We start from the raw sequence: 18,551 nt of genomic DNA on the forward strand, positions 1-18,551 counted from the left end.
GATTGATCATCAACTTCCTTGATCTGTAAGCATATTCACTACCCTGGAGGAGTTCGGAACGGTCCGTGAGGCACTCCCTCGCCGCCCTCCACGCCCCGTGCGTGGAGGGCGGCGGAGTGTGATGCACCCGAACAGCGCACACCCGGCGCGCACGGCGCACAATCCGGTGATAGGGGCGCGCGCTGTGCAGTCTCGTACACGGGCTCGATCAGACCCGGGAAGCAGGTGTGCCCGAAACGGTGAATGCTTGACAAAGTTGGGTAAATCACCGGCGGACCCGGCGTATTCGTGCTTCTCTGCTGCTGAATCTCCAGCCGGAATCCTTCCTTCCACGGTCGGCCGCGCCCAGGGCCGCACAGCCACGAACAGCCTCGCCATCGCCTAGGCCTACTCGGTGCTGCTCGGCGGGCGCGCACGGAGCTGAAACGCGGAGCCGAGCATGCTCACCACACTGCAAACCTCCTACACGGACACCCGGGCCGGTGACCTCGCCTGGTGCCTCGGCGGCGACCCGCTGCCCGCTCTCGCCGTCCGCGACCTGAGACTCGGCGGAGGCGGCCGCCCGGGCCCGTCCGGCACCCTCCAGCTGCGCCTGCTGGGCGCCTCCCACCAGGTGGTGATCGACGCGGGCCCCGGCCGGTGTCTGGAGACCGTCGCCTGCCTGCCCGGCCGCCGCACCCCGCTGCCGGCCAGGGTGGCCAAGCAGGTCGGCGGCTGGGAGTACGAGTTCGCCGCCCGGATCGAGGTGCTGCCGCCGCACGACTTCGCGGCCCGCGCCCAGGAACTGCTGGCCCTGGTCGAGGGGCACCCGCGGGGCCTGGCCGGGGTCTTCCCCGGCGACCCGAGCGCCTTCACCGCGCTGGTGACCCAGGGCGGCGAGGACCGGCTACTCTGGCGGACCTGGCACGCCTACCCGCAGGAGGGGCAGCTGGTGTGCACCCGCTCCTCGCTGGTGGTGTCCGGGGCACGGTCCTCCGAAGCCCGGACCGGAACCCCGATCCGGCCGTAGGCCGCCCGGGTGCAGGCCTACGAATCGTACGCAGGAACGGTTCGTCAATCCGACGTTGCTCACTGTCCGTCGAATGGGCGCAGCCATCCGTCCCGCACGTCCCCTAGCGTTTGTTCGTGATCAACCATCCGGCCGGTCCGCCCGCACGTCCGCGAGTGGACCTCGACGACGGCACCCCGCCCCGGCCCGGGCGAGGCCTCGCCCCGCTCCTGCCCACCCGCCGTCGCTCCCGGCTGCGCTCCAGCCCCCGGCTCGCCCGCCTGACCGTCCTGCTGGCCGCGTTCGTCTGCGCGGCCTGCGGACTGGTCTACGAACTCGAACTCGTGGCGCTCGGCGACTACCTGCTCGGGGACACCGTCACCCAGACCTCCGTCGTGCTCTCCGTCATGGTGTTCGCGATGGGCCTCGGCTCGCTGCTCGCCAAGCGGTTCACCAGCAGGCCCGCCACCGCCTTCGCCCTGGTCGAGTGCGCACTCGCCCTCACCGGCGGGCTCTCCGCCCTCGCGCTCTACTCCTGCTGGGCCTGGATCGGCCGCTACCAGGCCGCCATGGTCGGCCTCACCTGCCTGATCGGCATCCTGATCGGCGCCGAGATCCCGCTGCTGATGACCCTCATCCAGCGCATCCGCCGCGAGGACGCCGGACGGGCCGTCGCCGACCTGTTCGCCGCCGACTACGTCGGCGCGCTGATCGGCGGCCTCGCCTTCCCGTTCCTGATCCTGCCCGCCCTCGGCCCCGGCGACGGCGCGCTGCTCACCGGTGCCGTCAACGCCGTCGCCGGGGCGGCCGTGGTGCTCTGGCTGTTCCGCGAGGAACCGGCCCCCCGGACACGACGGCTGCTCTGGGGCGGCTGCCTGCTCGTCCTCGCCCTGCTCGCCGCGGCCGCGGCCGGCTCCGACGCGATCGAGCGCGCCGCCCGGCACGCCCTGTACGGCGACCAGGTCCGCTACGCGACCCGCAGCCGGCACCAGGAGATCGTGCTCACCGGCCCCGCCGAGGGCCCGCTCCGGCTCTATCTGGACGGCCGGCTCGCGGTCTGCGGGCCCGACGAGTACCGGGGCAGCGAGGGCCTGGTGCACCCCGCCATGGCGGCCGGCCCCGACGCCCGGGTCCTGCTGCTCGGCGGCGGCGACGGGCTCGCCCTGCGGGAGGTGCTGCGGCACCGGGGCGTCCGCTCCGTGCGGCTGGTCGACGCCGACCCCGCCCTCCCCCGGCTCGCCCGCACCGACCCCGCGCTCTCCGCGCTCGGCGGCCGCTCGCTGGACGACCCCAGGGTCGGCACCACCGCGGCCGACCCGATGGCCTGGCTGCGCGGCGCCGGCGCCTCCGGCGGGGACGGACCGTACGACGTGGTGCTCGCCGACCTCCCGGCACCGGCCGACGGCGGGCCGGTCAAGTTCCACTCCCAGGAGTTCTACGGCCTCGCCACCCGGCTGCTCTCCCCCGGCGGCCGGATCGCCGTCCGCGCCGGGAGCGACCTGGACGGCCTCTGGCAGATCGACTCGGGCCTGCGGACCGCGGGCCTGCAGACCGCCCCGTACGCCGTCCCCGGCAGTGCCACCGCCAGCTGCCGGCCCGGCCCGCAGGACGGCGCCCAGAACTTCCTGCTCGCCGCCGCCGCCCGGCCGCCGCTCACCCTCGCTCCCGACGCCCCGCCGCCCCGCGCCCTCACCCCCGACACCCTCCGCGGCTCCACCACCCGCCTCTCCGCGCTCCGCCCCGCCCGCCCCCCGGCCGCCCTCACCCTCCTCGGGCCCCGCTGACACCGCGGCCCGGGCGGGCCCGCTCCCGGGGCCGGCGGCGATGGTGCGACGACCAAGGGAACGGGTGGGGTGGGAAAAGTCGGATGGTGGTGGGTAGGGACCGGGCAGGGACCAGTCGGTAGGCTCCGTGGCATGGAGCATGAGGTTGTCGTCCCGATGTCCGCCGAGCCGGTGCGCCAGGCCCTGCAGGATCCGGCGCTGCTGGCCCGGAGCGTGCCGGGGCTGAGCACCGAGCCGGCCGCGGTCGGCGCCGGTGCGGCCGAGGAGATCAGCGGCCGGCTGAAGCTGCGGGTCGGCGGCTCCACGATCACGTACAAGGGCGTGCTGTCGCTGATCGAGGGCCGGGAGGGTGTGCTGACCGTGCTCGCCGAGGGCGAGGAGGTCCGGGGCAGCGGTGAGGTGACCGCCACCGTACGGGTCAGCGTCGCGGACGGTGCCGAGGACGGCACCGCGACGATCCGCTTCACCGGCGACCTGAGCGCCACCGGCCGGCTGACCGAGTTCGACGAGGAGACCCTCGACGCCACCGGCCGCCGCCTGCTGGACCGGTTCGCCGCCGCGCTGGCCGCCCCGGAGGGCGAGCAGCCGCAGGACCAGGATCAGGACGAGGACACGGACCAGGACCAGGGCTCGGCCGCGGCCGCGGCCGGGGTGGTCTTCATCGAGGATCGCCAGGACCGGCCCGGCGACGACCTGGACGACGACCTCTCCGACCTGATCGCCTTCTCCGACGCCGACGCCGAGCGCTTCGGCCTGCCCACCGGCTCGTCCGACGAGGACGACGTCGACGAGGACGACGTCGACGGCGAGGACCCGGACGGCCCCGCCGAGCAGGACTCCGTCGCCGAGGAGATCCCCGCCGAGCCGCTCTTCGCGTACGAGGAGGAGCCGGTGCTCACCGGCCCGGTGCGCCGCAGCATCGTCGGCCGGTCCGCCGAGGAGGTGGACCACGCCCCGCCGCGCGGCCCGTACGCCCCGGCGCTGCCCGCCCGCAGTGCGCGGGCCCGGGCGGCGTCCCGCTGGGGCGGCGAGGTCGGCGGGATCGTGGTGCCCGGCACCGGCGGCCGCAGCGCGGTGCCGTGGGTGATCGGCGGCTCGGTGGCGCTGCTGGGCGGGGCCGTGGTGCTGGTCAGGGCGCTGCGCCGGCGCTGAGCCCGGAGCGCCGGGCCCGTGCCCAGGGCCTAGACTGAACGCTCATGAGCAACGACCGCGACGCCCTGCTGGCGCAGATCAAGGACAAGGCCGTCGTGCACGGCAAGGTCACCCTCTCCTCCGGCAAGGAGGCCGACTACTACGTCGACCTGCGCCGGATCACGCTGGACGGCGTGGCCGCCCCGCTGGTCGGCCGGGTGATGCTGGACGCGACCTCGCACCTGGAGTACGACGCCGTCGGCGGTCTGACCCTGGGTGCCGACCCGGTGGCCGCCTCGATGCTGCACGCCGCCGCCGCGCGCGGGCAGCAGCTGGACGCCTTCGTGGTCCGCAAGGCCGGCAAGGCCCACGGCCTCCAGCGCCGGATCGAGGGCCCGGAGGTCAAGGGCCGCCGGGTGCTGGCGGTCGAGGACACCTCCACCACCGGCGGCTCGGTGCTGACCGCCGTGGAGGCGCTGCGCGAGGCGGGTGCCGAGGTGGTCGGCGTCGCGGTGATCGTGGAGCGCGGCGGCGCGGCCGCCATCGAGGCGCAGGGCCTGGAGTACGTGACCGCGTACACCCTGGACGACCTGGGTCTCTGACCTCCACGGGCACGACGAACGGCTGAGGGCCGGTGCTGTTTCACGTGAAACAGCACCGGCCCTCAGCCGTGTGCGGGACGCCGTATGGCAGGACGCCGGGCGCAGGACGCCGGGCGCTCAGCCCCGCCGGTGCCGGCCGTTGCCGGCCTGGACCGCGCTCTCGCCGCCGTCGTCCTCGGCGCCGCCGCCCGCCCGCTTCTTCTTCCGCTCGCGCACGACCTCGATCAGGATCGGCGAGACCGACAGCAGCACGATCAGCAGCACCGCGGGGATCAGGTACTTGTCGATCACCGGGGCGAGCGCGTCACCGAAGAAGTAGCCGGTCAGCAGCATGGACTCGGTCCACAGCACACCGCCGACCACGTTCCAGACGAAGAAGGTCCGCGCGGGCATCTCCAGGGTGCCGGCGACCGGGTTCAGGAACGTGCGGACGATCGGCATGAAGCGGGCCAGCACCACGGCCTTGCCGGAGCCGAACTTGTTGAAGTACTCCTCCGCCTTCACCACGTACTCGCGGCGGAAGATCTTCGAGTCGGGCTTGTCGAACATCTTCGGCCCGACCTTGACGCCGATCAGGTGCCCGAGCTGGGCTCCGGCGATCGCCGCGATCGGGCAGCCGATCAGCAGGACGGCGATCGGCAGCTTGGCGCCGTCGCCGAGCACCGAGGAGGCGGCGTTCGAGGCGGCGACACCCGCGAGGATCAGCAGCGAGTCACCCGGGAAGAAGAAGCCGACCAGCAGGCCGGTCTCCGCGAAGATGATCGCGATCAGCCCGATGGCGCCGAGGGACGAGATCAGGGATTTGGCGTCGAGCAGGTTGACGGCCAGCTGGTTGTAGTCCACGGGCGCAGGATAGCGGGCGCACCTTGCGAACGAGCGGGCGTCCCCGTCCCGTCGGCCCCGGCCGAGACCGCCCGGGGCCCGCCCGGCGGACCGCCGCGGGCCCGCAGCGCGCGGCGTTCCGCATGGCGGGCTCCTGCTGACCGGCGAGCACGAGTCTGGGAAGATGGCGAAGGCGTCCGGTCCGCGGTGGCACACCACCCTCATGGCCGTACCGCGCAGGTCGCCGCGAAGCTTGGTGCCGGAGAGCCACACCGCAACGCCGCGCGTCGGCGGTCCGGCACGGAGTCGTCACGAAGGCGTACACAGCGTCGGACAGCACCGTCCGTACGCCGCAACCCGACAGGAGCGGATCGCATGCCCATCGCAACTCCCGAGGTCTACAACGAGATGCTCGACCGGGCCAAGGCGGGCAAGTTCGCCTACCCGGCCATCAACGTCACGTCGTCGCAGACCCTGCACGCCGCGCTGCGTGGTTTCGCCGAGGCCGAGAGCGACGGCATCATCCAGATCTCGACGGGTGGCGCGGAGTTCCTGGGCGGCCAGCACAGCAAGGACATGGTGACCGGCGCCGTCGCGCTCGCCGAGTTCGCCCACATCGTCGCCGCCAAGTACGACATCACCGTCGCGCTGCACACCGACCACTGCCCGAAGGACAAGCTGGACGGCTACGTCCGTCCGCTGCTGGCGGTCTCCGCCGAGCGCGTGGCCAGGGGCGAGAACCCGCTGTTCCAGTCGCACATGTGGGACGGCTCGGCCGAGACCCTCGCCGACAACCTGGCCATCGCCCGGGAGCTGCTGGCCCAGGCCGCCGCCGCCAGGATCATCCTTGAGGTCGAGATCACCCCGACCGGTGGCGAGGAGGACGGCGTCACCCACGAGATCAACGACGAGCTGTACACCACCGTCAACGACGTCGTGCGCACCGCCGAGGCGCTGGGCCTGGGCGAGAAGGGCCGCTACCTGCTGGCCGCGTCCTTCGGCAACGTCCACGGCGTGTACAAGCCGGGCAACGTCGTGCTGAAGCCGGAGCTGCTGCGCGAGCTCCAGGACGCGATCGGCAAGCAGTACGGCAAGACCGACCCGTTCGACTTCGTCTTCCACGGTGGATCGGGCTCCAGCACCGAGGAGATCGCCACCGCGCTGGAGAACGGCGTCGTGAAGATGAACCTGGACACCGACACCCAGTACGCCTTCACCCGCCCGGTGGCCGGCCACATGTTCGCCAACTACGACGGCGTGCTGAAGGTCGACGGCGAGGTCGGCAAGAAGAACACCTACGACCCGCGCACCTGGGGCAAGCTGGCCGAGGCCGGCATGGCCGCCCGCGTGCGCGAGGCCGCCGAGCAGCTGCGTTCGGCGGGCAAGCGCCTGAAGTGAGCCCGGTCGCCGTCACCACCTGACGGCGCGCGAAGGCCAGGCAGAACAAGGGGTGCCCCCGGCGGAGGACCGCCGGGGGCACCCGTTCGTCGGGTCGCCGCCCGCTCGGGCTACTGCTTGAGCTCCGCGTACGCCTCCGCGCTGCTGTCCTTCAGGAACTGCCAGCAGCGGGCCTCCTCCTCGGTCTCCTTGATCGCGCCGGCCGCCCGCGCGAGCGCGGCCAGGCAGCGCAGGAAGCCGCGGTTGCCGCGGTGCTCCCACGGCACCGGGCCGTGGCCCTTCCAGCCGTTGCGCCGCAACGCGTCCAGACCGCGGTGGTAGCCGGTGCGGGCGTAGGCGTACGACTCGACGTAGCGGCCGGCCGCGTAGGCGTCGTCGGCGAGCATCGCCCAGGCCAGGCAGAAGACCGGGAACTCGGCCGCCACCTGGGTCGGGGAGGCCGACTCCTCCGCCAGCATGCGGTAGGGCCGCTCCTCCTCCGGGAGGAGGGTCGGTTCGGGACCGTCGAGAAGGTTCCTGTGAATCGCCATGCCCTGAAGTCTGCCACCCGAGACGCAGGGGTCAACCGCCGTCCCGTGACGGCCGCCGCTCCGGGCTGCCACACCGCGGCCGGGGTGTGTGGACATTCACCCGTTCGCCGTGCCACTGTGAAGATCATGTCCGCAGCCAGATCCGACGGCAGGCGGGTCGCGCCGCCCCGGAAGGGCGGTCGCCGACGCCGCAGGACGCCTCGGAGAACCGGCCCTGGCATGCTCATGGCACTGGTGGCCGCCCTGCTGGTGCTGGGCGCCACGGCGGTCGTGCTGACCCGTTCCACCGGAACCCCGGCCGCCGCCCCGGCCACCCAGGCGAGGGTCGCCCCGCCCGCCGAGCAGGCCCCCTCGGCGGCGCCGGCAGACGCCCTGACCCCGCCGCCGGCACCCGCCCCGGCCGTCACCCAGCCGCCCCCGCCGGCCCCCGCACCGCCCACCCCCACCGCGCCCGACCCTGGCCCCGCCCAGGGCGCGGGCACCTTCACCGTCGCCCCCGCCACCGCCGAACCGGTCGGGCACGGCAACGTGCGCCGCTACCGGGTCGAGGTCGAGGACGGCATCGGGATCGACGCGACGGCCGCCGCCACACAGATCCACGGCATCCTCGGCGACAAGCGCGGCTGGACCAACGACCGCAAGAACGGCTTCCGGCTGGTCGCGAACGGCTCGTACGACTTCACCGTGAAGATCGCCTCGCCGGCCACCGTGGACCGGATCTGCGGCGCCTCGGGCCTGGACACCCACGGCGAGGTCAACTGCAACGTCGGCAACCAGGTGCTCGTCAACTCCAAGCGCTGGAACACCGGTTCACCCCAGTTCAGCGGGCCGCTGGAGGAGTACCGGGCCCTGATCGTCAACCACGAGGTGGGCCACCGGATCGGCCACGGGCACGAGGGCTGCCCCGGCCCCGGCAAGCCCGCGCCCGCGATGATGCAGCAGATCTACGGTCTCAAGGGCTGTACGCCCAACGCCTGGCCGTACACGGCGGAGGGCACCTACCAGAGCGGCCCCTCCGTCCCGTAGGGCGACGGAGCCGGGGCGCTCCGGGGCCGGGGCGCTCCGGGGCCGGGGCGCTCCGGGGCCGGGGCGCTCCGGGGCCGGAACACGACGGGGCCCTCGCCGGAGAGCCGCTGCGCAAGGCCACCGAGGCGCTGGCCGGCCGGCTGCGCTGACGCCTACCGCAGCACCGGCAGGTACGCCCCCAGGTCGCTGCGCTCCCCCGAGGCGGACACCGCGGCCGCCTCCACCTCCGCCGCCCAGCCGGCCCGGCCGGTGGCCAGCCGGATCCAGGTCAGCGGGTCGGTCTCCACCACGTTGGGCGGGGTGCCCCGGGTATGCCGGGGGCCCTCGACCGCCTGCACCACCGCGTACGGCGGGACGCGCAGCTCGACCGCGCCACCGGGCGCCTGGTCGGCGAGCGCGTCGGCCAGCAGCCGGGTGACGGCGGCGACCGCCTGGCGGTCGTGCGGGAAGGCGTCGAGGCCGAGCGCGGCGGCCAGGTCGTCGGCGTGCACGACCGTCTCCACCAGCCTGGTCACCAGCATGTCGGAGAGCGCCATCGAGCCCAGCCGGATCTCGAACCGCCGCGCCGGGTCGGCGGCTTCGGGCCGCTCCAGCAGGTCGGTCAGCGCGTCGGCGGCCCGCCCGAAGGCGGCCGCCACCGAGGCCGCGTCCCCGTCGAACTCCGCGGCGCGCCGCTGCCCGGCCTGCTCGTCCAGCAGCGGCGCGACGCTGCCGACCCGGGCCACCCAGCCCAGCAGGTCGAGCGGCGGCCTGCCCTCCGGCAGGTCGTCCAGATGTGCCGGGACGTGGTCGAGTTGGACGGCGAGGTGGGCGAGCAGCTCACGGACCCGCCACCGCCCTAGCCGGGTCGGCAGGTCCAGCTGCCCGGTGCCGAGCGCGTCCACGGCGGCACGCAGCGCCCGGGTCTGGCCGGCCAGCGCGGCGCGGACCTTCTGCGGTTGGTAGGTACGGGGCTTGGCAGGCATGGGCCCAACATACGCGGAGGGGCGGACGGTCCTTTCGGACCGCCCGCCCCTCGGGTCACGCGGGTCAGGCCAGCAGGGCCTCGATGACGCCGGTGTGGGCGTCCTTCAGCTCCGCCAGCGAGACGCTGAACTGGCCCTGGACGTCCAGGCTGTCGCCGTCCACGACACCGATCCGGGTGGCCGGCAGGCCACGCGCGGTGCACATGTCGTTGAACCGGAGCTCCTCGCTGCGCGGCACCGCCACGACGGCGCGGCCGGCCGACTCCGAGAACAGCAGGACGAACGGGTCCAGGCCCTCGGGCAGGATGATCCGCGCACCGTGACCGCCCTTGAGGCAGCTCTCCACCAGCGCCTGGCCGAGACCGCCGTCGGACAGGTCGTGCGCGGCGTCGATCATGCCGTCGCGCGAGGCGGCGATCAGGATGTCGCCGAGCAGCCGCTCGCGCTCCAGGTCCACCTTGGGCGGCAGGCCGCCGAGGTGGTCGTGGACGGCCTGCGACCAGGCCGAGCCGCCGAGCTCGTCCGCGGTGTCGCCGAGCAGGTAGAGCAGCTGCCCCTCCTCGGCGAAGGCGACCGGGGTGCGCCGGGTGACGTCGTCGATGACGCCGAGCACCGCGACCACCGGCGTCGGGTGGATGGCGACCTCGCCGGTCTGGTTGTACAGCGAGACGTTGCCGCCGGTGACCGGAGTGCCGAGCACCAGGCAGGCGTCCGCCAGGCCGCGGGTGGCCTCGGCGAACTGCCACATCACGTCCGGGTCCTCGGGGGAGCCGAAGTTGAGGCAGTCGGAGACGGCGAGCGGCTTGGCACCGCCGGCCGCGACGTTGCGGTACGCCTCGGCCAGGGCCAGCTGGGCACCGGTGTACGGGTCCAGCTTCGCGAAGCGGCCGTTGCCGTCGGTGGCGACCGAGACGCCGAGGTTGGTCTCGTCGTCGATCCGGATCATGCCCGAGTCCTCGCCCGCCGAGAGCACGGTGTTGCCGAGCACGTAGCGGTCGTACTGGTCGGTGATCCAGGACTTGGAAGCCTGGTTCGGGTGGCTCGCGACCTTCAGCAGGTCGGCCTTGAGGCCCTCGCCGGTGGTCGGGCGGGCCAGCCGCCCGGCGGTCGGGGCGTCGGCCTGGAGCGCGTCCTGCCAGCTCGGGCGGGCGTACGGGCGCTGGTAGGTCGGGCCCTCGTGGGCGACGGTGCGCGGCGGGACGTCCACCACGAGCTCGCCGTGCCAGAAGATCTCCAGGCGCTCGCCGTCGGTCACCTCACCGATGACGTTGGCGATGACGTCCCACTTCTCGCAGATCTCCAGGAAGCGGTCGACCTTGTCGGGCTCCACGATCGCGCACATGCGCTCCTGCGACTCGCTCATGAGGATCTCCTCCGGCGAGAGCGTGTGGTCGCGCAGGTGCACGGTGTCGAGCTCGATCCGCATGCCGCCGGAGCCGGCCGAGGCCAGCTCGCTGGTGGCGCAGGACAGGCCGGCGCCGCCGAGGTCCTGGATGCCCTTGACGAGCTTCTCCCGGAAGATCTCCAGGGTGCACTCGATCAGGAGCTTCTCCTGGAACGGGTCGCCGACCTGGACGGCCGGGCGCTTGGCCGGCTTGGTGTCGTCGAAGGTCTCGGAGGCCAGCACCGAGACGCCGCCGATGCCGTCGCCGCCGGTGCGGGCTCCGTACAGGATGACCTTGTTGCCGGCGCCGGAAGCCTGCGCGAGGTGGATGTCCTCGTGCTTCATGACGCCCACGCACAGCGCGTTGACCAGCGGGTTGCCCTGGTAGCAGGAGTCGAAGACGACCTCGCCGCCGATGTTCGGCAGGCCCAGGCAGTTGCCGTAGCCGCCGATGCCAGCGACGATCCCGGGCAGCACGCGCCGGGTGTCCGGGTGGTCGGCGGCACCGAAGCGCAGCGGGTCCATCACGGCGACCGGGCGGGCGCCCATCGCCAGGATGTCGCGCACGATGCCGCCGATGCCGGTGGCCGCGCCCTGGTAGGGCTCGATGTACGACGGGTGGTTGTGCGACTCGACCTTGAAGGTGACCGCGTAGCCCTGGCCGACGTCGACGACGCCGGCGTTCTCGCCGATGCCGACGAGCATCGCGTCCGAATCCGGCTTCTTGTCGCCGAACTGCTTCAGGTGGACCTTGCTGCTCTTGTACGAACAGTGCTCCGACCACATGACCGAGTACATGGCGAGTTCGGCGCCGGTCGGGCGGCGGCCGAGGATCTCCCGGATGCGCGCGTACTCGTCCTGCTTGAGGCCGAGTTCGGCCCACGGCTGGGCGGCGTCCGGGGTCTGCTCGGCGTTCTTGACGGTGTCGAGGCTCATCAGGCGTTCACCAGCTGCTTCAGGACGGAAGTGAAGAACCCCAGGCCGTCGGTGGTCGGACCGGTGAGCGGCTCCACGGCGTGCTCCGGGTGCGGCATCAGGCCGACGACATTGCCGGCGGCGTTGGTGATGCCGGCGATGTCGCGGTACGAACCGTTCGGGTTGACGTCCACGTAACGGGCCACGACCCGGCCCTCGGCCTCCAGCTCGTCCAGCACCCGCTCCTGGGCGACGAACCGGCCCTCGCCGTTCTTCAGCGGGACGACGATTTCCTGGCCGGCCGAGTAATCCCGGGTCCAGGCGGTGCCGGCGTTCTCGACGCGCAGCTTCTGGTCGCGGCAGATGAAGTGCAGCGAGTCGTTCCGGGTGAGCGCACCGGGCAGCAGGTGCGATTCGCAGAGCACCTGGAAGCCGTTGCAGATACCGAGCAACGGCATTCCGAGCTTCGCCTGCTCGATGACGGTCTCCATCACCGGCGAGAAGCGGGAGATCGCGCCGCAGCGCAGATAGTCGCCGTAACTGAATCCGCCCGGCAGGACGACGGCGTCGACCTGGTGGAGATCCTTGTCACGGTGCCAGAGGGCGACCGGCTCGGCGCCGGCCAGGCGGACCGCACGCTGGGCGTCGCGGTCGTCGAGCGAGCCGGGGAAAGTGACGACGCCGACGCGGGTGGTCACTTGCCCTCCTCCTCGACGCGGACCGTGAAGTCCTCGATCACGGTGTTGGCGAGAAAGGTCTCGGCGGCTTCGCGGATACGGGCGAGCGCCGCGTCGTCGACCGGGCCCTCCACATCCAGCTCGAAACGCTTGCCCTGGCGGACGTCGGCGATCCCGGTGAATCCGAGACGGGGCAGTGCGCGCTGCACCGCCTGGCCCTGGGGGTCGAGGATCTCCGGCTTGAGCATGACGTCGACTACGACGCGTGCCACTGGCACTCCCGGTGGTGTCTTCGGTGAGGCGGGGGAACTCCAGACTACCGGTGGTTCCGGGCAGGATTGCTGGCCGGGGATAGCGACGCGCGTAGACTCGGGACCCTTACGCCGCAAGGGATCCACACCCCCGACCCCCCGTCCGGTCCGGCCGGTTTCCACGGATTCGGCATCCGGAACGGCGCCCCCCGGAGAACACCCGAATACGGCACTTGGGGACAGATCCTCCCGTCCCGCTCATCGGTATCCAGGAGTCCCGCGAAGAGACGTGAATATCCGGAAAAGAATGCCGGACTCTTCGATTTCGACCCCCTTCGGGTGCAGAATAGGGCCACCTGTCGCGACAAGTGCTGCGTATCAGGCGGGCCGTCCGGCCTGCCCGTACGTGCTTGCGCGAGTTGGTGCACATCAGGCCCCGACGTGACCCTGCGGACCGGTGGCCGAATTGCCGAGAGGATTGACACCCATGGCTCAGCGTGTAGTTGTCACGCTCTCCGACGACCTGGACGGCGGCGCCGCCGCGGAAACCGTCCACTTCGGCGTCGACGGGAAGTCGTACGAGATCGACCTGTCCGTGGACAACGCGGAAAAGCTGCGGGAGGCCCTCGCTCCGTTCGTCGCCGCCGGCCGCCGGCAGAGCCGCACCGGAAAGTCGTTCCGCCGCACCGCCCTCACCCCCGACCCGGCCGCGGTCCGCGCCTGGGCCCTGTCCCGCGGGATGGAACTGCCGGCCCGCGGCCGCATCCCCAAGCACGTGTACGAGGCCTTCGCCGAGGCGAACTGAGCCGCGCGGGACTCCGGTCCCCGGTCGCCCCGCCCGCCTGGACCGAAAGGGTGGGGCGACCACCCCGAACGATGCTGTAGAGTATTCCTCGTCGCCGCAACGGAGAGATCCGGAGAGGCGGCGGGTGCCCCACCAGGCACCGTGCGGACGTGGCTCAGTTGGTAGAGCATCACCTTGCCAAGGTGAGGGTCGCGAGTTCGAATCTCGTCGTCCGCTCGCAGTGCGCGAGCACAGCACAACTCAATAGTTTGACCTGCGGACGTGGCTCAGTTGGTAGAGCATCACCTTGCCAAGGTGAGGGTCGCGAGTTCGAATCTCGTCGTCCGCTCAGATACGAAGGGCCCCCTCGGAAGAGGGGGCCCTTCGGCATTCCCTCCCGCATATCGGCCCATGACATTTGTCATCGCCGATCCGTGCGTCCCCACCGCGATGTCATGACGGCGCGCACTGCCCGCCCGGCCCGGTCGGCGGAAGGCTTGGGGCATGGAAACGAGCCGGCCCTCCCGCCCCAGCGAAGACGTGATCGAGGTCACCGACCTGCACCGCCGCTACGCCGGCGGCGCCACCGGGTACCACGCCGTGCGCGGCGTCGACCTGACCGTCCGCCGCGGCGAGCTCTTCGCCCTGCTCGGCACCAACGGGGCCGGCAAGACCTCCACCATGGAGGTCATCGAGGGCCTGGCCGCTCCCACCGACGGCACCGTCCGGGTGCTCGGCCGGGACCCCTTCAAGGAGCGCGACGCCGTCCGCCCGCGGATCGGCATCATGCTCCAGGAGGGCGGCTTCCCCGGCGAGCTCACCGCCGCCGAGACCGGCCGGGTCTGGGCCGGGATGACCAGCGGGGCCCGCCCGGTGGCGGAGGCGCTGGAACTGGTCGGCCTCGGCCACCGCGCGGACGTCCGGGTCAAGCAGCTGTCCGGCGGCGAGAAGCGCCGGCTGGACCTCGCGATGGCCCTGCTCGGCCGGCCCGAGGTGCTCTTCCTGGACGAGCCCAGCACCGGCCTCGACCCGGAGGCGCGGGCCTCCGTCTGGCGGCTGGTCCGCGAGCTGCGCGCCCAGGGCACCACGGTGCTGCTGACCACGCACTACCTGGAGGAGGCCGAGGAGCTGGCCGACCGGCTGGCCATCATGCACGGCGGCCGGGTGGTCACCTCGGGCACCGTCGCCGAGGTGATCGCCGACCGCCCCTCCCGGATCACCTTCGAACTGCCCGAGTTCACCGGGACCGCGCTGCCCGTCCTGCCCGGGGCCGAACTCGGCGTCGACGGCCGCAAGGTCACCGTGCGGACCCTCGGACTCCAGGACACCCTCACCGATCTGCTCGGCTGGGCCCGGCACCACGGGATCGCGCTCGGCGCCCTGGACGCCCGCAGCGCCTCGCTGGAGGAGGCCTTCCTCGCGATCGCCTCCGAGGCCGCCCACCAGAGCCCGCCGCAGGCGCCCGCCGTCGCCTCCCGTCCCGCCCGCCGCCGCCTGATCGGATCCGCCCGATGACCACCACCGCCGCCGCCCCCGCCGCCATCGCTGGTCCGCGGAGCACCGCCGTCCGCCGGCTGCTCGCCCTGGGCCGGGCCGAGGCCACCCTGCTGCTGCGCAACCGCACGGCCCTGTTCACCGCCCTGGCGCTGCCGCTGTTCCTGATCTTCACCCTCCGGGGCGCGCTGTCGGCGCAGGCCGAGTCCAACCCCGGGCTGGACGTCGACTCGCTGCTGGTCTACGGCTCGGTCGGGATGATCCTGGCCTTCGTCGTGTACTACAACCTGACCGCCGCGTACGTCGGGCGGCGCGGTGAGCTGGTCCTCAAGCGGCTGCGCACCGGCGAGGCCAGGGACATCGAGATCCTGCTCGGCACGGCCGTCCCCTCACTCACGCTCGGCCTGCTGATGGCCGCCCTGATCGGGATCGGCGGCAGCCTCGGCCTGCACCTGGCCGTCCCGGTCAACCCGCTGCTGATGCTGGCTGGCCTGCTGCTGGCGCTGGGCACCATGATCGCCCTGGCCGCGCTGTCCAGCGCCTTCACCAAGACCGTGGAGAGCGCGGGCATCACCACCCTGCCGGTCATGCTGGTCATGCAGCTCGGCTCCGGCCTGTTCGTCCCGCTGGAGGTCATGCCCTCCCAGGTGGCCGACGTCTGCCGCCTGCTGCCGACCACCCCGGCCTTCCAGCTGATCCGGATCGGCTGGTTCGGCACCGACGGCTCGGCCCCGGCGACCGACTTCGCCGGCTCCTGGGGCGCCGCCGGCTCGCACCTGGTCACCGGGACCATCTGGCTGGGCCTGGCGGTCTGGGGAGCGGTGCGCTACTTCCGCTGGGAGCCGCGTCGCTGACCCGAAGGTCACTGCCCGCAGAAGGCGCTCATCCATTGGGTGAGCGCCTTCTGCGCCTCTGATATGAAGACACCGGCAAGATCGTGATCGAACTGGGGCGGAAGAAAATGAGAATGCGGTCACCGCTTCACGGCTGGACGGGCCTGAGCAAACCCCAGCGCACCGAGCTGTACCTGCGCTGGTCGCTCTACCTGATGGCGCTCTTCGTCCTTCCGAGCGTCCTGATCTCCGCCGGGAGCGTCGCCGACCAGCCCGAGAACATCCCCGCCGTCCGGATCTCCCTGCTGATCGGACTCGCCGTCACCCTGGTGCTGCTGCGGGCCTACCGGGTCGCCCTCGACCACTACCTGGGCCGCCCCGCCGACCACCTGCTCTGGACCGCCCTCTCGGTCGGCCTCGCGGTGGCCGGCTCCTGGACCGTCCTGCTGTTCGGGCCCTCCCACGGCAGTGCGGAGAACCCGGGCGGCCTGCCCTTCACCCTGTTCGTCACCAGCAGCCTGCTGCTCTTCTCCCACGGCCAGGTCTGCGTCGCGCTGACCCCGCGCTGGGCCGCCGCCGTCGGGCTGGGCATGCTGGCGTCCGTCCTCCCGGCCGCGGCTCTGGCCGGACTCGACACCGCGAGCACCGCCGGCTACCTGACCGGGCTGACCATCGGCATGGCCTTCCTCGGCGCCAGCTGCCGCAGCTTCGCCTGGCTGACCTCGATCGTCTGGGAGCTGGACGCCGCCCGCGAGGCACAGTCCCGGCTGGCCGTCGCCGAGGAGCGGCTGCGCTTCTCCCGCGACCTGCACGACGTGATGGGCCGCAACCTCACCACCATCGCGCTGAAGAGCGAACTCGCCGTGCAGCTCGCCCGCCGGGGCCGTGCGGAGGCCGCCGACCAGATGGCCGAGGTGCAGAAGATCGCCCAGGAGTCGCAGCGCGAGGTCAGGGACGTCATCCGCGGCTACCGCACCGCCGACCTGCACGCCGAGGCGATCGGCGCCCGCGCGGTGCTGCGCTCGGCCGACGTCGCCTGCGAGATCGACCTCGGCGAGCACGCCGACGAGCTGCCTGCCCGGGTCCAGTCGGTGTTCGGCTGGGTGATCCGCGAGGCCACCACCAACGTGCTGCGGCACAGCGAGGCCGGCCACTGTCTGATCCGGCTGCGGACCGAGGACGGACGGGCCGTGCTGGAACTGGAGAATGACGGGGTGCCCGAGATCCCGTTCCCCTCCCAGGGCAGCGGCACCGGGCTGCGCGGACTGCGCGAGCGGCTCGCCGCCCACGACGGCGAGCTGACCGTGGCGCCCGCCGGGGCGGGCGTCTTCCGGATGCTCGCCACCGTCCCGCTGCCGTGCTGAGCCCGTTCGAAGAACGCCGAGGAAGGCCCGCCCGATGACCGAGAACGCCGTGCCCGTCCGCGTCCTGCTCGCCGACGACGAGCACCTGATCCGGGGCGCGCTGGCCGCGCTGCTCTCGCTGGAGGACGACATCGAGGTGGTCGCCCAGGCCGGCTCGGGGACCGAGGCGCTGGCGATGGCCCAGTCGCACCGCCCGGACGTCGCGGTGCTGGACCTCCAGATGCCGGGCAAGGACGGCATCGAGGTGGCCGCCCAGCTGCGGCTGCTGCTGCCGGACTGCCGCTGCATGATCGTCACCGGGCACGGCCGCCCCGGCTACCTGAAGCGGGCGCTGGAGGTGGGGGTGCGCGGCTTCCTGCCGAAGACCGTCTCGGCGGCGGACCTGGCCGGCATCATCCGCACCGTGCGCTCCGGCGGCCGGTACGTGGACCCGGAGCTGGCCGCCGACGCGATCAGCGCCGGCGAGACCCCGCTGACCCCGCGCGAGACGGACGTCCTGGAGCTGGCCGCCGACGGCACCCCGATCGCCGAGATCGCCGAGCGGGCCTCGCTCTCCCAGGGCACCGTGCGCAACTACCTGTCCTCCGCGGCCACCAAGCTCGGCGCGGAGAACCGGCACGCGGCGGTGCGGATCGCCCGCGAGCACGGCTGGATCTGAGCCACCGCCGTCGCCCGCGGGCGTCGCCGCGGCGTCAGGCCCAGGTGGTGCCGGTCAGCCGCTCGTACACCTCGATGTACTTGGCACGGGTCTGCTCGACGATCTCGGCCGGCAGCGCCGGCGGCGGCTGCTCGCTGTAGCGGTCCCAGCCGGAGGCCGGGGAGACCAACCAGTCGCGGATCAGCTGCTTGTCGAAGGACGGCTGCGAGTGGCCGGGCTGCCACCGGTCGGCGGGCCAGTAGCGGGAGGAGTCCGGGGTGAGCACCTCGTCGCCGATCACCAGCTCGCCGTCCAGCAGGCCGAACTCGAACTTGGTGTCGGCCAGGATGATGCCGCGCTCGCGGGCGATGTCCCGGGCCCGGGCGTAGACGTCCAGGGTGGTGCGGCGCAGCCGGGCGGCGAGCTCGGCGCCGATCCGGCGGGCGGTCTCCTCGTAGGAGACGTTCTCGTCGTGCTCGCCGACCTCGGCCTTGAGCGCCGGGGTGTAGATCGGGGCGGGCAGCTCGGAGCTGTTCTCCAGGCCCTCCGGCAGCGCGATGCCGCAGACCGTGCGGCTCTCCTGGTACTCGGCCAGGCCGGAGCCGGCCAGGTAGCCGCGGGCGACCGCCTCGACCGGGATCATCTCCAGGCTGCGGCAGACCAGCGTGCGGCCCTTCCAGTCGGCCGGGGCACCGGCCGGGACCTCGGTGGAGATCACGTGGTTGGGGACGATGTCGGCGATCCGCTCGAACCACCACAGCGACAGCTGGGTGAGGACGCGGCCCTTGTCGGGGATCTCGTTCGGCAGCACCCAGTCGTGGGCGGACGTCCGGTCGCTGGCCACCATGACCAGCTCACCCGACCCGGTGCGGTAGAGGTCGCGCACCTTGCCGGTGTGCAGGTGGACCAGGCCGGGTACCTGGACCGGCTCGGGCTTGGTGACAAATCCGCTCAAGGTGTTCAGTC

The 18,551-nt window shown here is 72.7% G+C and carries 18 protein-coding genes and 2 tRNA genes; 13 read left to right on the forward strand and 7 right to left on the reverse strand.

The genetic code is table 11. From position 1 onward, the window contains the following. Positions 1-439 precede the first annotated feature (439 nt). The 4 genes from ACIQOW_RS07855 to pyrE all read left to right on the forward strand — a co-directional run bounded on the left by ACIQOW_RS07855 (position 440) and on the right by pyrE (position 4,505). On the forward strand, positions 440-1,009 hold the full coding sequence (locus tag ACIQOW_RS07855) for a DUF2617 family protein (protein WP_401080887.1): 570 nt from the start codon (positions 440-442) through the stop codon (positions 1,007-1,009). A gap of 116 nt (positions 1,010-1,125) precedes the next feature. Further along, complete coding sequence (locus ACIQOW_RS07860) at positions 1,126-2,772, forward strand: polyamine aminopropyltransferase (protein ID WP_401080889.1); 1,647 nt, start codon at positions 1,126-1,128, stop codon at positions 2,770-2,772. A gap of 132 nt (positions 2,773-2,904) precedes the next feature. After that, positions 2,905-3,924 carry a hypothetical protein gene (locus ACIQOW_RS07865; RefSeq protein WP_401080892.1) on the forward strand — a complete coding sequence of 340 codons (1,020 nt, stop codon included), beginning with the start codon at positions 2,905-2,907 and terminating at the stop codon, positions 3,922-3,924. 44 nt (positions 3,925-3,968) lie between these two features. After that, positions 3,969-4,505 carry an orotate phosphoribosyltransferase gene (pyrE, locus tag ACIQOW_RS07870; protein ID WP_188295096.1) on the forward strand — a complete coding sequence of 179 codons (537 nt, stop codon included), beginning with the start codon at positions 3,969-3,971 and terminating at the stop codon, positions 4,503-4,505. A gap of 117 nt (positions 4,506-4,622) precedes the next feature. Here the strand turns inward: pyrE and ACIQOW_RS07875 are convergent, their stop codons facing one another. Further along, a complete protein-coding gene (locus tag ACIQOW_RS07875; RefSeq protein WP_401080896.1) occupies positions 4,623-5,348 on the reverse strand; it encodes a DedA family protein in 726 nt (241 codons plus the stop codon). Between the two features lie 354 nt (positions 5,349-5,702). On the opposite strand from ACIQOW_RS07875, the gene fbaA reads away from it, so the two are divergent. Further along, on the forward strand, positions 5,703-6,725 hold the full coding sequence (fbaA, locus tag ACIQOW_RS07880) for a class II fructose-bisphosphate aldolase (RefSeq protein ID WP_401080899.1): 1,023 nt from the start codon (positions 5,703-5,705) through the stop codon (positions 6,723-6,725). A gap of 110 nt (positions 6,726-6,835) precedes the next feature. Here fbaA and ACIQOW_RS07885 read toward each other — a convergent pair whose 3' ends face one another. Further along, a complete protein-coding gene (locus tag ACIQOW_RS07885; RefSeq protein ID WP_049659647.1) occupies positions 6,836-7,255 on the reverse strand; it encodes a DUF3151 domain-containing protein in 420 nt (139 codons plus the stop codon). Positions 7,256-7,474: 219 nt separating this feature from the next. Here ACIQOW_RS07885 and ACIQOW_RS07890 point away from each other — a divergent pair, with 219 nt between their 5' ends. Continuing rightward, positions 7,475-8,281: a DUF3152 domain-containing protein gene (locus ACIQOW_RS07890; protein WP_401080903.1), complete on the forward strand. Its 807-nt coding sequence runs from the start codon at positions 7,475-7,477 to the stop codon at positions 8,279-8,281. Between the two features lie 152 nt (positions 8,282-8,433). On the opposite strand, the gene ACIQOW_RS07895 is transcribed toward ACIQOW_RS07890, so the two are convergent. The 4 genes from ACIQOW_RS07895 to purS all read right to left on the reverse strand — a co-directional run bounded on the left by ACIQOW_RS07895 (position 8,434) and on the right by purS (position 12,494). Then, entirely contained in the window at positions 8,434-9,246 is an 813-nt protein-coding gene (locus ACIQOW_RS07895; protein ID WP_401080906.1) for a sterol carrier family protein, read from the reverse strand. Between the two features lie 64 nt (positions 9,247-9,310). Next, on the reverse strand, positions 9,311-11,566 hold the full coding sequence (gene purL / locus ACIQOW_RS07900; protein WP_401080909.1) for a phosphoribosylformylglycinamidine synthase subunit PurL: 2,256 nt from the start codon (positions 11,564-11,566) through the stop codon (positions 9,311-9,313). Further along, complete coding sequence (gene purQ, locus ACIQOW_RS07905; RefSeq protein WP_401080912.1) at positions 11,566-12,243, reverse strand: phosphoribosylformylglycinamidine synthase subunit PurQ; 678 nt, start codon at positions 12,241-12,243, stop codon at positions 11,566-11,568. The genes purL and purQ overlap by 1 nt, the downstream gene beginning before the upstream one ends. Next, positions 12,240-12,494: a phosphoribosylformylglycinamidine synthase subunit PurS gene (gene purS, locus ACIQOW_RS07910; protein WP_049654013.1), complete on the reverse strand. Its 255-nt coding sequence runs from the start codon at positions 12,492-12,494 to the stop codon at positions 12,240-12,242. The genes purQ and purS overlap by 4 nt, the downstream gene beginning before the upstream one ends. Positions 12,495-12,960: 466 nt before the next feature. On the opposite strand from purS, the gene ACIQOW_RS07915 reads away from it, so the two are divergent. From ACIQOW_RS07915 to ACIQOW_RS07945, 7 genes are all read left to right on the forward strand, one after another. Then, positions 12,961-13,278 carry an Lsr2 family protein gene (locus ACIQOW_RS07915; RefSeq protein WP_030056585.1) on the forward strand — a complete coding sequence of 106 codons (318 nt, stop codon included), beginning with the start codon at positions 12,961-12,963 and terminating at the stop codon, positions 13,276-13,278. 143 nt (positions 13,279-13,421) lie between these two features. Next, positions 13,422-13,494, forward strand: a tRNA-Gly gene (locus tag ACIQOW_RS07920). A 39-nt stretch (positions 13,495-13,533) separates the two neighbouring features. Then, positions 13,534-13,606 (forward strand) — tRNA-Gly (locus tag ACIQOW_RS07925). Between the two features lie 155 nt (positions 13,607-13,761). Then, the gene (locus tag ACIQOW_RS07930; RefSeq protein ID WP_401080916.1) at positions 13,762-14,772 is read left to right on the forward strand and encodes an ABC transporter ATP-binding protein; all 1,011 of its coding nucleotides are present in this window, start codon (positions 13,762-13,764) and stop codon (positions 14,770-14,772) included. Next, positions 14,769-15,605 carry an ABC transporter permease gene (locus ACIQOW_RS07935; protein WP_401080919.1) on the forward strand — a complete coding sequence of 279 codons (837 nt, stop codon included), beginning with the start codon at positions 14,769-14,771 and terminating at the stop codon, positions 15,603-15,605. Before ACIQOW_RS07930 ends, ACIQOW_RS07935 begins: the two co-directional genes overlap by 4 nt. Before the next feature lie 113 nt (positions 15,606-15,718). Beyond that, positions 15,719-16,948, forward strand: coding sequence for a sensor histidine kinase (locus ACIQOW_RS07940; protein WP_401080923.1), 1,230 nt, complete (start codon positions 15,719-15,721; stop codon positions 16,946-16,948). 34 nt (positions 16,949-16,982) lie between these two features. Continuing rightward, positions 16,983-17,606 carry a response regulator gene (locus ACIQOW_RS07945; RefSeq protein WP_401080926.1) on the forward strand — a complete coding sequence of 208 codons (624 nt, stop codon included), beginning with the start codon at positions 16,983-16,985 and terminating at the stop codon, positions 17,604-17,606. A 34-nt stretch (positions 17,607-17,640) separates the two neighbouring features. Here ACIQOW_RS07945 and ACIQOW_RS07950 read toward each other — a convergent pair whose 3' ends face one another. Further along, positions 17,641-18,540 (reverse strand): phosphoribosylaminoimidazolesuccinocarboxamide synthase, encoded by a 900-nt coding sequence (locus ACIQOW_RS07950; RefSeq protein ID WP_401080929.1) that lies wholly within the window; start codon positions 18,538-18,540, stop codon positions 17,641-17,643. Positions 18,541-18,551: the final 11 nt, after the last annotated feature.

Source organism: Kitasatospora sp. NPDC091335 (genome assembly GCF_044757205.1).
In the GTDB taxonomy this organism is placed as follows: domain Bacteria; phylum Actinomycetota; class Actinomycetes; order Streptomycetales; family Streptomycetaceae; genus Kitasatospora.